Here is a 14975-nt window from a genome sequence, read left to right on the forward strand (position 1 = left end):
ACCGCGAGCCGAGGACCGCCGGCACGTCGAAGCCGCCGCGGACCGCGAGGTAGTTGCGGCATCCCCACGTCGGTGGGTCGACGGTCAGTTCGCCCCCGGCGCGCAACACGATGCCGGCGGCGAGCCCGACCGGCGTGCCCGCGAGGCGCACGGTGGCCTCCGCGCCGGTCACCGCCACCAGGACGTCGGTGTCGGCGCGCAACCGCAACCCGCCGAAGGTCGACTCGACGGCCGCCGCCGAGATGCGGTTGCCCACAAGGCGATTGGCCAGGGTGAGCGCGGCGCGGTCGGCGCCGCCGGAACCGGGCACCCCGAGATGTGCGTACCCGGGACGGCCGAGGTCCTGGATCGTCGCCAGCGGTCCGGTGGCGACGACGGTCACGACCGTCATGTGCGGGCCTCGACGAACCGGACGATCGTGCCCGGCGCCAGCAGCGCGGGCGGCGTCGCGGTCTGATCCCAGAGCGCAATTTCTGTGCGGCCCAACAATTGCCAGCCACCCGGGCTCTGCCGGGGGTAGACGGCGCTGTAGCCTGCGGCGATCGCGACCGCCCCCTCGGGTACCCGCGTGCGCGGCTCGGAGCGCCGACCGACGGTGGCAAACGGGTCCGACGCCGGATCCGCCGCTACCAGATATCCGAAACCCGGTGCGAAGCCCATGAATTGGACTCGCCAGGAGGTGTCGCGGTGCAATCGGCCCACCTCCTCGGCGGAGGTGTCGAGCAACCGTGCCACGTCGTTGATGTCGTCGCCGTCGTAGATCACCGGGATCTCGACCTCGGCCGGCGCTCGCGCGGGATCATCCCGCGCGCGACCCGATCGCAGCGCCCGATGAACTCCCAGCACATCGATGCCGCGTCCCGGGGTTGCCTGCACCACGACCGTATGGGCGCTGGGGATCACGTCGGTGACGTGGACGAGCCCGCCCGCCTCGATGGCCGCCCGCAGTGCCGACACCGCAGCCAGAACAGCGTCGGTGGGCGACTCGTCGAGCGCGAAATCGAGCACCACCGCGTCGTGACCGGCCGGCAACTCCCGCATGAACCGAGCCTACCGGCGTGGAACGCCCCGAGCGGGTATCACGCAGTGGCACACTGGGCCCGTGACATGCGTCGATCGGATGGCTCGATGAGGGAGATCGTCGTCTGCGGTGAGGCGCTGGTCGACGTCGTGGCGACCGATCGCGTGGCACGTGGGTCGGGGCGCCCCCTGTCGCCGCTGCAGCCCGCACTCGGGGGCGGCCCGTTCAACGTTGCGGTGACGCTCGGTCGGCTGGGCAGTGCGGTGTCGTTTCTCTCAGCGGTGTCGTCGGACACATATGGCACCGCAATCCTCGACGCCCTCCAGGCCAGTGGCGTGGGAACCGCGTTCGTCCAGCGCCGCGACGAGCCCACCTCACTCGCGCTGGCGACGATCGGTGACGATGGTGCTGCGCACTACTCGTTCTACGTCGGGGGCACCGCGGATCGTGCGGTCGGCGACCCGGGTTCGTTGCCGGCGACCGTTGCCGCCGTTTGTTTCGGCACGCTCTCGCTGGTGTTGGAGCCGGGCGCGACGGTGTACGAGAACCTGCTGCGCCGTTGCCACGACGACGGTCGGCTGGTGGCCCTCGACCCGAACATCCGCGCGGCCGTGATCGACGACGCCGACGCCTATCGCCGCAGGTTCCGGGCCTGGATGCCCTTCGTCGACGTCGTGAAACTATCCGACGAGGACGCCGCGTTCCTGGCGTCCGGGACCGATGGAAGTGGTGCGCAGGACTGGATCGACAACGGGGTCACCGCGGTCGTGACCACCGCCGGAGCCGACGGCCTGAGCATCCGGACCGCCGGCGACACCGTGACAGTGTCTGCGCCCGAGGTCGACGTCGTCGACACCATCGGGGCCGGCGACAGCATCATGGGCGGCGTCCTGCACGGGCTCGACCGGCTCGGCGCGCTCACTCCCGCAGCCGTCGGTTCGCTGGGGTCCGAACAGTGGCGCAGCGTCGCCGAATTCGCAGTTCACGTCGCTGCGGTGACCGTCACCCGCCCGGGCGCGGACCCTCCGTGGGCGAGCGAGCTCAGAAGCGACTAGGTTTATACCTGTATGTCCCACCCGGACATCGTCAACTCTGACCTGAGCAAAGGGGTTCGTGTGTCTGCTGAAACAGTCCCAGCCGACCAGGCATCCGACACCGCATCAGCAACCGTCACCTACCCCGGTGGACAGCTGGAGCTGCCGATCCTGAAGGCCACCGAGGGCAGCGACTCCGTCGCACTCGGAAAGTTCCTCGCCGAGACCGGCCTGACCACGTTCGACGGTGGTTTCGTCAACACTGCGTCGACCAAGTCTGCGATCACCTACATCGACGGCGACGTGGGCATCCTGCGCTATCGCGGAATCCCGATCGAGCAGCTGGCCGAGAGTTCGACCTTCATCGAGGTCAGCTACCTGCTCATCTACGGTGAGCTCCCGACGCCGTCGCAGCTCGAAGAGTTCACCACCAAAATCCAGCGCCACACGTTGCTGCACGAGGACCTCAAGCGGTTCTTCGACGGATTCCCGCGCAACGCGCATCCGATGCCGGTGCTCTCGAGTGCGGTGAACGCACTGAGCGCCTACTACCAGGACTCGCTCGACCCGAAGGATCCGGAGCAGGTCGAGTTGTCGACGATCCGTCTTCTGGCCAAGCTCCCGACCATTGCTGCTTACGCCTTCAAGAAGTCGTCGGGCCAGCCGTTCCTCTACCCGGACAACTCGCTGAGCCTGGTCGAGAACTTCCTGCGGATGACCTTCGGCTTCCCGGCCGAGCCCTACGAGGTCAATCCCGAGGTCGCCAAGGCCCTCGACATGCTGTTCATCCTGCACGCCGATCACGAGCAGAACTGCTCGACGTCGACGGTGCGTCTGGTCGGCTCGTCGCAGGCCAACCTGTTCACCTCGATCTCCGGCGGCATCAACGCACTCTGGGGTCCGCTGCACGGCGGCGCCAACCAGGCCGTGCTCGAAATGCTGGACGACATCAAGGCTTCCGGTGGTGACACCAAGGAGTTCATGACCAAGGTCAAGAACAAAGAAGCCGGCGTCAAGCTGATGGGCTTCGGTCACCGCGTGTACAAGAACTATGATCCGCGTGCCGCGATCGTGAAGAAGACCGCCGACACGATCCTGGAATCCCTTGGCGTGCAGGACGATCTGCTCGACATCGCCAAGGGCCTCGAAGAGGTCGCGCTGTCCGACGACTACTTCATCGAACGCAAGCTGTACCCGAACGTGGACTTCTACACCGGGGTCATCTACCGCGCCATGGGATTCCCGACGCGCATGTTCACCGTGCTGTTCGCACTCGGACGTCTGCCCGGGTGGATCGCGCACTGGCGCGAGATGAATCAGGATCCCGCCGGCAAGATCGGCCGTCCGCGCCAGCTCTACACCGGTTACACCGAACGCGACTACGTCTCCATGGGTGACCGCTGACGCGTCCTGCGCACCTCTGATCCGAACGACTCAAAGGAGAGTCCAGTGACCAGTACCGAAAAGCCCGAAGTCGAATTCCAGGACGGCCCCGCGCCCGCCGAGCTGACCATCAAGGATCTGGTGATCGGCGACGGTGAAGAGGCCCAGCGTGGTGGGATCGTCGACGTCCATTACGTGGGAGTCGACTTCGAGTCCGGTGAAGAGTTCGATTCGTCCTGGGATCGCGGTCAGTCGGCCAACTTCCCGCTCGACCGGCTGATTCCGGGATGGCAGGAAGGGATTCCCGGCATGAAGGTCGGAGGGCGCCGTCAGCTGACGGTGCCGCCGGAGCTTGCCTACGGACCTGCCGGTGCCGGACACCGACTCTCCGGGCGCACTCTCGTCTTCGTCATCGACCTGCTGGGTGTCTGACACTTCTCTCCTCTGGTTGCGCCGCGACCTGCGGCTCGACGACCTTCCTGCGGCTGTGGCCGCGGCCGAACGTGGTCGTGTCCTGGTCTGTTTCGTCCTCGACCCGCTGCTGGAGAAGTCGTCGGGCGAGCGTCGCCTCGCGTTCTTGTTCGACTCGTTGCGTGAGCTGAACACCAAGCTCGACGGCAATTTGCTCGTGGTCCGTGGCCGGCCGGAGGTCGAGGTCCCGCGGCTGGTTGCGTCGGCAGACGCCGGTTCTGTTCATGTGAGCGAAGACTTTTCGCCGTTCGGGCGCAGGCGCGACGACGCCGTCGTGCGCGAACTCGGTGACGTGGCGTTCGAGCCGCTAGGGTCGCCGTATCTGGTGTCGCCGGGACGCATCACCAAGTCCGACGGTGAACCGTACAAGGTGTTCACGCCCTTCTTCCGGCAGTGGCGCGAGCACGGTTGGCGCAAGCCTGCGGGTCCGTTTGAGGCGTCGGACGTTGTCGATCCCAGCGATATTCGGAAGTCGGGTCGCATCCGCGTGCCGGCGTCCCCGACGAAGATCGACGTGGTTGCGGGGGAGGACGCCGCGCGTGCACGGTGGAACGAGTTCGTGGCGGAGGATCTCGACGGATACGACTCCGACCGTGACCGTCCCGATCTCGACGCGAGCAGCCGGATGTCGGTCTACCTGAAGTACGGAAACATCCATCCGCGCACGATGGCCGCCGATCTCGACGGGCGGAATCCTTCTGCCGCAGCCTATCTCCGCGAGCTGGCGTTTCGGGACTTCTACGCCGACGTGCTGTATCACTGGCCGGACAGTCTGTGGCACAACTGGAACAGCGGATTCGACGACATCGATCTCGACACCGACAAGGACGCCGAACGCCGATTCGACGCCTGGCGGGAGGGTCGCACCGGCTTCCCGATCGTCGACGCCGGGATGCGTCAACTGGCGCAGACCGGCTTCATGCACAACCGCGTTCGAATGATCACGGCGTCGTTCCTGGTGAAGGACCTGCATCTGCCGTGGTGGTGGGGTGCCCGCTGGTTCCTCGACCAGCTCGTCGACGGCGACATGGCATCGAACCAGCACGGCTGGCAGTGGGCGGCCGGCACCGGAACCGATGCGGCACCGTACTTTCGGGTGTTCAACCCGGAGACACAGGCCAAGAAGTTCGATCCCGACGGTGAGTACGTCGCACGCTGGGTACCCGAGGTCGGTACCGCCGACTACCCCGAACCCATCGTCGACCACAAGGCCGAACGCGAAGAGGCGCTGCGGCGCTACCGTTCTCTGTGACCACCCCTGCTGGTTGGAGCGGCAAGCTGCGCCAAACAACGCACGCCGCCCATTCCGCTGCTGACCTAAAGCGAGCGCAAGCGAGAGCGCTCCGCTGCCTGAGCCTGGATTCGTGGGAACGGAGCCAACCTCCGCTGCCTGAGGTGCGACGAGCGCCAGCGAGGAGCCTCGAAGGCCAGGTGAGACGACATCGCATATCTCACCAGGGGCTTCGAGGCTCGCAGGCTCGCACCTCAGCCGGCGAGTGGGGACTCGCACAGCTCGGCAGTGGATGCATCACCGCGACAGCCGCAGTGCCTCACCCCATTTGACGCGCGATCCGGTGCGGAGGATGGATCGTTGGTACACCTTGGCGGCCAGCCAGGTGGCGATGACGCAGGCCGCGACCATCAGCAGCAGCGAGACGACGATCTGAACCGGATCTGTGTCGCCGGTGGCGATTCGGATCGGGATGAGCACTGAGCTGAACGGCGGTATCCAGGACAGCGTCTGAATGAACGTCGAGTCGAGTGCCTGGATGCCGAAGATGCCCGAGTACATGACGGCCAGGGACAGGATCGTCAGCGGCGTGATCGTCGACCCGATTTCCTCCTGTCGGGACACCATCGCCCCGGCGGCAGCGTACAGCGTTGCGAAGAACACGAATCCGAGCAGGAACCAGATCAGTACCGCGGCGAACATGCCGAGTGCTGTACCCGCGATGGTGAGCATGCCGGTGGCCGTGCCCGCGATGAGCGCGGTGATTCCGAGCAACACCATCTGACCGAGCGCGACCACCCCGATGCCGATGATCTTGCCCCACATGAGGTGCAGCGGTTTGATCGTGGCGAGCAGGAGTTCGACGATGCGCGACGTCTTCTCCTCGACCACGCCGACGGCGATCATGTTGCCGCCCATCATGATGGCGGTGATCAGCAGCATCGATCCGACGATGGCGACGACGATCCGCTGCCCCACGGCGGGGTCCGCGGGTTCGGTCTCGCTCATCGAGATGGATGGCTGCGGCAGTGTTGTGGCGTCGACGTTGCGCGCGGCAAGACCGCGAGCGAGTTCGGTCTGGGCGATCGCACCGCGCAGGACGCCGGACAGCGACTCCTCGATGCCGTCCTTGCTGATCAGAGTGTACGACGAGTTGGGCCCGGTGACGACCACGGCTTCCAGATCGCCGTCGGCGACCCGGTCACGGGCCTGATCGGTGGACGCCAGTGTCACCACAGTGACCGGTGTGCCACTCTGATCCCCGACCGCGGTGATCGCGGCGGTCAGGGTAGAGTCGTTGCCCACCAACCCGATTCGTTCCTTGGAGTCTCCGCCGCCGCTGAAGACCGACCACACGATGAGGCCCGCGATGATGACGATCATGAGGATCGCGGTCGTGGCGACAAACGACCTGGTGCGTACGCGAGTCGTGATCTCCCGCTGGGCGATGAGAGCGATCGACGTCGTCGCGCGGGTTTCGGGGGAAATGCTGTGCGTGGTCGTCATACGGACACCACCTCTCGGAAGAGTTCGGTGAGGGATGGGGTGGAGGTGGCGAACCGGTGCACCGGACCGTGGTGCAGTGCGGCAGCCAGGATCTGCTGATCGTCGACGCCGTCGGGATCGATCCGCAGTACGGTACGGCCGTCGCGCTGGTCGGAGTAATCGGCATCGAGGACGCCGGAAATTCCATCGGCCCAACGGATGTCGGTCCTTGGGCCGATCACCTCCAACGTGATACCGTCCCGCCCGCGAAGCGCGTCGACAGCGCCGAGGGCGCGCATCTGTCCCTTGGCGACGATTCCCACCCGGTCGCACAATCGCTGCACGAGGTCGAGTTGGTGCGACGAGAAGATCACCGGGATTCCCTCGGCGGCCTTCTCTTTGAGGACGTCGCTCATCACGTCGACGGCAACCGGATCGAGTCCGGAGAATGGTTCGTCGAGCACCAGCACGTCGGGGTCATGGACGAGTGCCGCGGCCAGTTGGACGCGTTGCTGGTTGCCGAGACTGAGGTCGCCGACGTTGTCGTCGACCCTTTCGCCGACCCCGAGACGCTGCGTCCACCGTGTGACGGCGTCGGCTGCCTCCGACGGCGTCATGCCGTGCAGTCGGGCGAGGAACCGAAGTTGTTCGCCCACCTTCATCTTCGGATACAGTCCGCGCTCCTCGGGCATGTAGCCGATGCGTCGGCGGAGTTGCAGGTCGATGCGGCGATCCCCGAGCCGAACCTCGCCGGCATCGGCGGACAGCACACCGAGGACGATCCGCATGGTGGTGGATTTGCCTGCCCCGTTACTGCCGACGAATCCGAAGATCTCACCGGGATCGACGTGAAAGGTCATGTCCTGTAGGGCTACCAGGTCGCCATAGCGTTTGTGCAGGCCGTCGACGATGAGCGGTGCGGTCACTGTGTGGTCCTTTCGGTATCGTCGAGATCTTTGGGGATGGCGAGGTCCTCGGGGTCGGGTTCGCTCATCCACCAGGCGGTGAGCATCGTCGGGACGCACATCGCGGTCAGCAGCAGCGAGATGAGCAGGACCGCAGTGCCGTACACGAGGTCGGCGGACACCGGGTCGTCGCCGATACTCAGGGCGATGAGGACGAGGTACGGGACGAACATGAGCACGAACATGACGAACAGGCCGATCGAACGCGCCGAATTCCGCTGTGCCAGTTGTATTTCGTCGAGTGCGGACACCGGGGCGTCGGCCACCGACCCGGTGACGATGCGCAGCAGATACAGCGAGGCCATGACCCCGGCGAGGCCCACCAGGAACGGGATGACGAACCAGGTTCGGCTGCTGAACGCCATGACGGTCGCCACGATCATCATGGCGAGCATGAAAGCGAGCAGCAACACGAGCCGCCGATACCCACGGCGATTGCGCCACGTCGAGAGCTGATGTGCGTGACGCTGATTGAACTGAAGGTATCGATTGCCGCGCCATTCGTCGTAGCGTCGCCAGAGGGCCGGTGTTGCCTCTGCGGGGATCGCGACGTTGGGGTCGTTCATTGCATACCTCCCTAGTCGGGTGCTTGTGTCAGTCGGGTGCTGGTGTCATCGTGACGTCGGTCTTCGTGCCGGTGATCTGCGTGTCGCCGCGTTCGGCGGTGCGGCGGTAGAGCTCGGCCGACATCGCGCCGAACTCGGTGCGGCTGAACACGGCTTCGACGGGGAGGTCGAAGACCGCGCAGATCCGGAACGCGAGGTCGAGGCTGGGGTAGTTGTCGCCGCGTTCGAGTGCGCCGACCGACTGAACATTGATGCCGACCAGCGCGGCGAGATCGGCCCGCGACATCCTGCGCTCGGCACGCAGCACCGCGATGCGGTTGTAGATCGGGAGCTTGTCTCCGCGTCGTACTGGACTCACATATCAGAGTGTTGTGAAAACACAACGAAATGTCAACAGTGACCATCACTGAGGAGCCGAATTGTTCGGTTGTGTTAATGATCTGGGTGGGTCGCCCGATATGACCGATGTGACGTGGCCGACAGTGCCCGCACATCACCCGCAGACGAAAGGAAGTTCGTGAGGAATACCGCTCGCACCGCCATCGCTGTCTCCGCACTAGGGCTCGGTGCCGCTGTCCTGCCCGCTGCCGTGTCAGCGCCTGCGCAGGGTGCGACCACCCAGTTGTGCTCGTTCACCTATGCGAATCCGAACCTGTTTGTCATCCAGGCGAACAGCACCGCGTCGGCGACCCAGATCGGCTCGGACACAGTGACGTTCACCCTGAAGACCAACTCGATGTCGTTGCTGGGATACCAGCAGACCTTCCGCGTGACCTGGGCGAATCTCGACACCGGCAAGAACGGTGGCGGTGACGTACGTAAGCGGGTCGTCGGATCTGCCAATACCCTCACCGTGCCGAATCTGAAGACCGGCAAGGGGCGGATCGCGCTGGTTCTCGCTGCGGCGAATACCTCGAGCATCGGCCCGGGCAGCACCAACGGCGACTGCGGCAAAGAGCTCCGCGTCGGCTGATCGGAGCGTACTGCTTTGGCCTTCTGAACTGCGGGAATCTGTACCTGGGGGCCAGATCAAGTGCACAGTGCACTTGGACGGGCTGGGGCGTACAGACATCCAACGGATTGGCTCGCACGTCAGCCGGCGGAGGAGGGTCTCGCGAGCAGATCGCGAGCCACGCGGGCGGCCTCGCGCCCGGCGCGGTTCGCGCCGATGGTCGACGCCGACGGTCCGTATCCGAGAAGTTGGACGCGGGGATCGGATTCGACGACGGTGGCGAGACGTCCGGTCATGGTGATGCCGCCGCCCGGTCCACGCAGATGCAGCGGCGCGAGATGGTCGAGGGCGCTGCGGAATCCGGTGTTCCAGAAGATCACGTCGACGTCGAGGTGGTCGCGGCCCTCGTCGCAGTCCCAGCACACACCGGTCTCGGTGATTCGGGTGAACATCGGTCGCCACGTGAGGATTCCGTCGTCGCGGGCCGCTGCGACCGCCGGCGTGAGCGCCAGCCCGGTCACCGAGACCACCGATGTCGGGGGCAGGCCCGCGCGGACGCGACGTTCGACGCGGGCCACCGCTTCCCGCCCCTGCTCGGGCGAGAACGGGCGGGGATTGAACACCGGTTCGGTGCGTGAGCACCAGAAGGTCTGTGCGCCTTCGGATTCACGTGCGATCTCGATGAGAAGTTGGATCGCGGAGATGCCCGCACCTACCACCAGGACCCGTTTGCCGGCGAACTCGTCGGGGCCGGTGTAATCGTGGGTGTGCAGTTGTCGCCCAACGAAATCCGCGGCACCGGGCACATGTGGGATGAACGGACGATCCCAGGTGCCGGTGGCGTTGACGATGAGTTGCGACCGCACCTCGCGGCCATCGTCGCGCGTCGACAAGAACCCGTCGGCATCGTGGTGGACCGAGCGCACGTGCACGGGACGCTCGACGCGTAGGCCAAACTTCTTCTCGTACTTGCCGAAATATTCGGGTACTGCCGTTCGTGCCGGGAACTCGTCGCACTCGACACCGAGCGCCTCGATCAATCCGTATCCGGGAAGATCGTGGACGTGGTTGGCTGCGGCCAGCGTGAGCGTCGGCCAGCGGAACTGCCAAGCGCCACCAGGGTGAGGGGCGTGGTCGACGACGAGATACCGGTCGTCGAGGCCGAAACGCTGCAAGAAGTAGGCTGCCGACAAGCCCGCTTGGCCCCCACCGATCACCAGCACGTCGGATTTGGCGGTGTTGTCCACTCTGCAAGCCTGGCATGGCAAGAGAAAATTGACCTGCGCGACACCGGCGGGCACAGCGATCGGTAGGCTTCCGCGCATGGTCAGTTCAGCTCAGCGGATTCACTTCAGTACGCAAGACGCCGTCGTCACGATCGAGTTGGATCGCGTAGACAAGCGCAACGCGCTCGATGAAGCCATGGTCTCCGAACTGGCGGAGGGCTTTTCCCGGGCGGTCGAGCAGGGGGCCCGCGCGATCGTGCTGACCGGTCGCGGTCATGTGTTCTCCGCGGGTGCCGACCTTTCGGGACCCGTGTACGACAAGTCGTTCCTCGACAAGCTGATCGCCACGTTGCGGCAGATCGAGTCGACGCCGGTGCCCGTGATCGCCGCACTGAACGGGAGCGCGCTCGGCGCGGGCCTGCAACTGGCGATGGCCGCCGACCTACGGGTGATGGCGCCCGACGCTCTGGCCGGTATTCCGGCCGCGAAGATCGGCGTGGCGGTTGATGAGTGGACGATTCGACGGCTGGTGTCGCTGGTTGGTGCCGGGCATGCGCGCGGCATGCTGATCGGCTGCGATCCGCTCACGTCAGACCGGGCCCACCAACTTGGATTCGCCAACCGCATCGGCGATCTCGCTGACGCGCAGCACTGGGCGTCGACGATCGCAGCGTTCGCGCCGCTCACCCTTCAGCACTACAAGCTCGTCCTCAACGGTGACGGCGCGCGCGATGCCGCCCCCGAGGAGCGCCTCGCGGCAATGATGCGCGCTTGGGAGAGTGCGGATCTGCAGGAGGGTCGCGCGGCGCGGACCGAGAAGCGGGCCCCCAAGTTCATCGGCGCCTGACAGGCATCGATTATCCCGACATATCGGACATCTGGCCCGAATTATCCTCGCGGAAACATTTCGATCAACTGACCGAAACACGCGATCCTTAGCTTCCCTTCAGGCAATCCCGTCACATAGCAGGGGAGAAGTATGTCGAAGGAAGCTCATCATTTCACCGAAGACATCGGTGATATCGAGAACGCAGAACACAGCATCATCGCCACCGGTGCAGCAGCCGCCGCGGCGCGAGAATCGCTCGAGGACTACACACTGCGGTTTGCGCCGCGCAGCTACCGCAAATGGGGTCCCGGCGTCGTCGCGATCTCCGCGCTCGGCGGTATCGCCTACCTCGCCGACTTCGCGATCGGCGCCAACATCGGCATCGCCAACGGAACGGGTAACGCCCTCTGGGGCATCCTGTTCTTCGCGATCGTCATCATGCTCACCGGCTACCCGCTGTCGTACTACGCGGCCCGGTACAACATCGACCTCGACCTCATAACGCGCGGAAGTGGATTCGGCTACTACGGGTCAGTCCTGACCAACGTGATCTTTGCGTCGTTCACATTCATCTTCTTCGCGCTCGAGGGGTCGATCATGGCCCAGGGCCTCAAGCTCGGCCTCAACATCCCGCTGTGGCTCGGTTATCTGGCGTCGTCGGTGCTGATCATCCCACTGGTGATCTACGGCATGAACACCCTTGCGAAATTGCAGGTCTGGACGACTCCGCTGTGGTTGCTGATGATGGTCGCGCCCTTCCTGTACCTGGTCTTCAAACACCCCGATGCCATCGGTGATTTCCTCTCCTTCAGTGGTGGCACCGACGGCCAAGCCGGGCACGGGGTCTCATTTGCCGGCACCATGCTCGCCGCCGGTGTCTGTCTGTCGCTGATCGCGCAGATCGCCGAACAGATCGACTACCTGCGCTTCATGCCGCCGAAAACCCCTGAGAACAGCCGCAAGTGGTGGACCGCCGTGCTGACCGCCGGTCCCGGCTGGGTCATCTTCGGTGCCATCAAGCAGGTCGTCGGTCTCTTCCTCGCGGTGTACCTCATCATGAACTTCGCCGAGTCGGCTGGAGTGGCCAATGAGCCCGTGCACCAGTTCCTGGCCGTGTACGAAGAGTTCATGCCGCACTGGCTGGCCATGACGCTGGCGGTGATCCTCGTGGTCATCAGTCAAGTGAAGATCAACGTGACCAACGCGTATTCGGGCTCGCTCGCCTGGACCAACAGTTTCACGCGTGTCACCAAGACCTACCCAGGACGTCTGGTGTTCCTGGTCTTCAACGTCACCATCGCCATCGTGCTGATGGAGGCAAACATGTTCAGCTTCCTCAACGAACTGCTGAACTTCTACGCCAACCTGGCAATCGCCTGGATCGTGACCGTCGCCTCCGACATCGCGATCAACAAGTACCTGCTGAAGATCTCACCGAAGGAACCCGAGTTCCGGCGCGGCATGCTCTACAACTTCAACCCGGTCGGCTTCGTGTCGGTGATCGTGTCCGGCACCCTGTCGATCATGGTGTACTTCCATGTCTTCGGGGACACCATCCAGCCGTACTCGCCGCTGGTGGCCTTGGTGCTCGCGCTCGTGCTGCCGCCCATCATCGCGCTCGCGACCAAGGGCAAGTACTACCTGCGCCGCACCGACGACGGTATCGACATCCCGATGTACGACGAACACGGCAATCCGACCGACGTGCGACTGTTGTGCTGTGTCACCGGCATCGAGTTCGAACGGCCCGACATGATCGCCTCGGCGGTACCGGGGCCGAACGGGGAGAAGCAGTACATCAGCTCGTTGGCGTTGTCATGTGACAAGACCGGCGAGCACGTGCTGCCCGCTCAGCCGCCCGTGTCCGCGTCGGCGACGTCGGACATCGCGGTGGATGCCCCGGCGGAGTCGGCGGAGAAGGAGCCGACCGACTGATCGTCCTCGGCCCACTTCCGCTCCTGAGCTGAGGTGGGCCGAGTGGTCTCCGTCGCGCCTCAGACAGCGGTGGGGCCGAGCACGCGGTCGAGGTAGGGGTTGGTGAACATCCGGTCGGGATCGAATCGGTCACGCACCGAGAGGAATTCGTCGAACCGGGGGTAGACGCCACGCAAGTATTCGGCGTCGCGTGTGTGCATTATGCCCCAGTGCGGTCGACCGCGGTGCTCGACCATGATGGCCTCGACATCGGCGAAGTAGGCGGCGGCATCGGCCGGGTTGTCGCGGTGATACCGGTGCACCGCGACGTAACCGCGCGCGCCACCGGAAGCGGTCGACAGCATCAGATCGTCGGCGGCCGCGGCCCGTACCTCGATGGGGAAGCTCACCCGATACCGCCGCCGATCGATCATCGTCCGAATCTCGTGCAGCACATCGGGAATCGCGTCGAGCTCGACCGCGTACTCCATCTCGCGGAATCGGACGGTGCGCGACGAGATGAACACCCGGGTCGAGGTATCGGTGTACGTGCGGGCCGACAGCGCTCGACCGGCGACCTGGGCGATGGTGGGCACGGCGGACGGTATCCGCCTTCCGATCTCGCACATGCCGTGATAGAGCTTGTTGCTGAGCAGTTCGTCGTCGATCCACCGCCGCACCCGTCCGGGGCCGGACACCTCGGCGATGGGTCCGAGTCGGGTGTTCGTCTTGGCGAGAGCACAATTGGTGTGCGGAAACCAGTAGAACTCGTGATGGTCGTGTGCGTGGACCCGCTCGAGGAAGCCGTCGATCGCATCGTCCGCCGACACGGGCAGTTCCTCCGCGCGCATGTAGAAGGCCGGCACGCACGCCAGGGTCAGGTCGACGACTACGCCGAGAGCGCCGAGCCCCAGTGCCACTGCGGGCAGGTCCGGGTCGTCCTCGCCGATGGTCCGCACCGCGCCGGTGCCGGTGACGATGGTGGCGCCGACCACCTGCGTGCTGATGCCGCCGAACCGAAGGCCGGTGCCGTGCGTGCCGGTAGACGTCGCGCCGGTGATCGTCTGCCGGTCCACGTCACCGAGATTGGCCATCGCAAGCCGGTGTGGAGCAAGGAGTTCCGGGATCTCGAACAGGTGCGTGCCGCCGCGAAGGGTGACCCGCGACCGGTCGGCGTCGGCCTCGATGAGGCCGCGCATGGCCGAGAGGTCCACGAGGATGTCGCCGGGCACCCCGATGCCGGAGAAGCTGTGCCCGGCGCCCGCCGGTTTGACGGTGTGCCCATCGGAGCGGGCCCGGGTGATCACCTCGACGATTTCTGCGGTGTCGTGCGGCTGCACCACCAGAGAGGGTGCAGCCGACTCCGTTCCACCCCAGTTGCGCCACACCGGCGTTGCCGACCTCTGCGTTATAGAAAGCACTGTCCCTCACCCCGATAGGTCGGGACGACGTCGCGTACCCGGGTGGTGCCGTCGTCGTCCCGTTCGATCAAGGCCACCTCGGTGGCCCGCTCACATGCCTCACCGGATTTCGTGTGCCGGAACCACACTCGGTCGCCGATGCTCAGCTTCGTCGCGGACCGGCCACGCAAGGGCGTCTGCACCTCGCCCGCCCCCTCTGCGCCGAGGAACTGAAGACCGCTGGGCCACACCGGCTTCGGTTGACGATCCGCGCCGGGCGGTCCGGACGCGATCCATCCGCCGCCTGCGCAGGTCACCATGTCGGTGCCCGGGCGGCGGACCACGTCCAGACCGAAGCCCAGGGCTGGCGCCGGCCGGAATCGCCGGTATCCGTCGAACAGGTGACCGCCGAAAAGCCCGCTGCCGGCGGCGATGTCGGTGATCGAACGGTCGCGCGCGGTCTCCTCGATCGAACCGGTGCCGCCCGCGTTGACGATC

The 14975-nt window shown here is 65.4% G+C and carries 14 protein-coding genes and 2 pseudogenes; 7 read left to right on the forward strand and 9 right to left on the reverse strand.

What is annotated here, in order from left to right:
- Positions 1-391 (reverse strand): annotated as a pseudogene (locus ABZW74_RS21745) (allophanate hydrolase subunit 2 family protein); the annotation flags it as partial.
- Positions 388-1041 carry a carboxyltransferase domain-containing protein gene (locus ABZW74_RS21750; RefSeq protein ID WP_355279285.1) on the reverse strand — a complete coding sequence of 218 codons (654 nt, stop codon included), beginning with the start codon at positions 1039-1041 and terminating at the stop codon, positions 388-390. The gene ABZW74_RS21750 and the pseudogene ABZW74_RS21745, both read right to left, overlap by 4 nt.
- Before the next feature lie 87 nt (positions 1042-1128).
- Here ABZW74_RS21750 and ABZW74_RS21755 point away from each other — a divergent pair, with 87 nt between their 5' ends.
- From ABZW74_RS21755 to ABZW74_RS21770, 4 genes are read left to right on the forward strand one after another with little or no spacing between them, the layout of a single operon-like run.
- Entirely contained in the window at positions 1129-2076 is a 948-nt protein-coding gene (locus ABZW74_RS21755) for a carbohydrate kinase (protein WP_240857659.1), read from the forward strand.
- Positions 2077-2136: 60 nt separating this feature from the next.
- Positions 2137-3459, forward strand: a complete 1323-nt coding sequence (locus tag ABZW74_RS21760; RefSeq protein WP_240857658.1) for a citrate synthase — start codon at positions 2137-2139, stop codon at positions 3457-3459.
- 45 nt (positions 3460-3504) lie between these two features.
- Complete coding sequence (locus ABZW74_RS21765; RefSeq protein ID WP_240857657.1) at positions 3505-3870, forward strand: FKBP-type peptidyl-prolyl cis-trans isomerase; 366 nt, start codon at positions 3505-3507, stop codon at positions 3868-3870.
- A 16-nt stretch (positions 3871-3886) separates the two neighbouring features.
- Entirely contained in the window at positions 3887-5161 is a 1275-nt protein-coding gene (locus ABZW74_RS21770; protein ID WP_355279297.1) for a deoxyribodipyrimidine photo-lyase, read from the forward strand.
- A gap of 276 nt (positions 5162-5437) precedes the next feature.
- Here the strand turns inward: ABZW74_RS21770 and ABZW74_RS21775 are convergent, their stop codons facing one another.
- Genes ABZW74_RS21775 through ABZW74_RS21790 form a run of 4 tightly spaced genes read right to left on the reverse strand, consistent with a single transcriptional unit; the run spans position 5438 to position 8514 of the window.
- Positions 5438-6646, reverse strand: coding sequence for an ABC transporter permease (locus tag ABZW74_RS21775; RefSeq protein WP_240857656.1), 1209 nt, complete (start codon positions 6644-6646; stop codon positions 5438-5440).
- Positions 6643-7551 (reverse strand): ATP-binding cassette domain-containing protein, encoded by a 909-nt coding sequence (locus tag ABZW74_RS21780; RefSeq protein WP_355279287.1) that lies wholly within the window; start codon positions 7549-7551, stop codon positions 6643-6645. The genes ABZW74_RS21775 and ABZW74_RS21780 overlap by 4 nt, the downstream gene beginning before the upstream one ends.
- Positions 7548-8156 carry a hypothetical protein gene (locus tag ABZW74_RS21785; RefSeq protein ID WP_355279289.1) on the reverse strand — a complete coding sequence of 203 codons (609 nt, stop codon included), beginning with the start codon at positions 8154-8156 and terminating at the stop codon, positions 7548-7550. The genes ABZW74_RS21780 and ABZW74_RS21785 overlap by 4 nt, the downstream gene beginning before the upstream one ends.
- Positions 8157-8184: 28 nt before the next feature.
- The gene (locus ABZW74_RS21790) at positions 8185-8514 is read right to left on the reverse strand and encodes a helix-turn-helix transcriptional regulator (RefSeq protein ID WP_240857653.1); all 330 of its coding nucleotides are present in this window, start codon (positions 8512-8514) and stop codon (positions 8185-8187) included.
- 159 nt (positions 8515-8673) lie between these two features.
- Between ABZW74_RS21790 and ABZW74_RS21795 the strand changes: the two genes are divergently transcribed.
- A complete protein-coding gene (locus ABZW74_RS21795; protein ID WP_355279291.1) occupies positions 8674-9129 on the forward strand; it encodes a hypothetical protein in 456 nt (151 codons plus the stop codon).
- Positions 9130-9248: 119 nt separating this feature from the next.
- Here ABZW74_RS21795 and ABZW74_RS21800 read toward each other — a convergent pair whose 3' ends face one another.
- Positions 9249-10355, reverse strand: a complete 1107-nt coding sequence (locus ABZW74_RS21800; protein ID WP_355279294.1) for an NAD(P)-binding domain-containing protein — start codon at positions 10353-10355, stop codon at positions 9249-9251.
- Between the two features lie 76 nt (positions 10356-10431).
- On the opposite strand from ABZW74_RS21800, the gene ABZW74_RS21805 reads away from it, so the two are divergent.
- Together ABZW74_RS21805 and ABZW74_RS21810 are read left to right on the forward strand one after the other, a co-directional pair.
- Positions 10432-11181: an enoyl-CoA hydratase gene (locus tag ABZW74_RS21805; protein WP_240857650.1), complete on the forward strand. Its 750-nt coding sequence runs from the start codon at positions 10432-10434 to the stop codon at positions 11179-11181.
- A 132-nt stretch (positions 11182-11313) separates the two neighbouring features.
- Positions 11314-13098: a hypothetical protein gene (locus ABZW74_RS21810; protein ID WP_240857649.1), complete on the forward strand. Its 1785-nt coding sequence runs from the start codon at positions 11314-11316 to the stop codon at positions 13096-13098.
- Positions 13099-13157: 59 nt separating this feature from the next.
- On the opposite strand, the gene ABZW74_RS21815 is transcribed toward ABZW74_RS21810, so the two are convergent.
- Positions 13158-14489, reverse strand: coding sequence for a D-arabinono-1,4-lactone oxidase (locus ABZW74_RS21815; protein ID WP_355279299.1), 1332 nt, complete (start codon positions 14487-14489; stop codon positions 13158-13160).
- Positions 14486-14975: pseudogene (locus ABZW74_RS21820) on the reverse strand (amino acid deaminase/aldolase); the annotation flags it as partial. The pseudogene ABZW74_RS21820 and the gene ABZW74_RS21815, both read right to left, overlap by 4 nt.

It is taken from the genome of Gordonia sp. NPDC003585 (assembly GCF_040610755.1).
Lineage (GTDB): Bacteria > Actinomycetota > Actinomycetes > Mycobacteriales > Mycobacteriaceae > Gordonia.

What these genes read in the sequence shown, in the direction of transcription:
- ABZW74_RS21785 (WP_355279289.1), bottom strand. Translation starts at nt 8,156, where the DNA reads ATGAACGACCCCAACGTCGCGATCCCCGCAGAGGCAACACCGGCCCTC.
- ABZW74_RS21755 (WP_240857659.1), top strand. Translation starts at nt 1,129, where the DNA reads ATGAGGGAGATCGTCGTCTGCGGTGAGGCGCTGGTCGACGTCGTGGCG.
- ABZW74_RS21805 (WP_240857650.1), top strand. Translation starts at nt 10,432, where the DNA reads ATGGTCAGTTCAGCTCAGCGGATTCACTTCAGTACGCAAGACGCCGTC.
- ABZW74_RS21810 (WP_240857649.1), top strand. Translation starts at nt 11,314, where the DNA reads ATGTCGAAGGAAGCTCATCATTTCACCGAAGACATCGGTGATATCGAG.
- ABZW74_RS21775 (WP_240857656.1), bottom strand. Translation starts at nt 6,646, where the DNA reads ATGACGACCACGCACAGCATTTCCCCCGAAACCCGCGCGACGACGTCG.
- ABZW74_RS21750 (WP_355279285.1), bottom strand. Translation starts at nt 1,041, where the DNA reads ATGCGGGAGTTGCCGGCCGGTCACGACGCGGTGGTGCTCGATTTCGCG.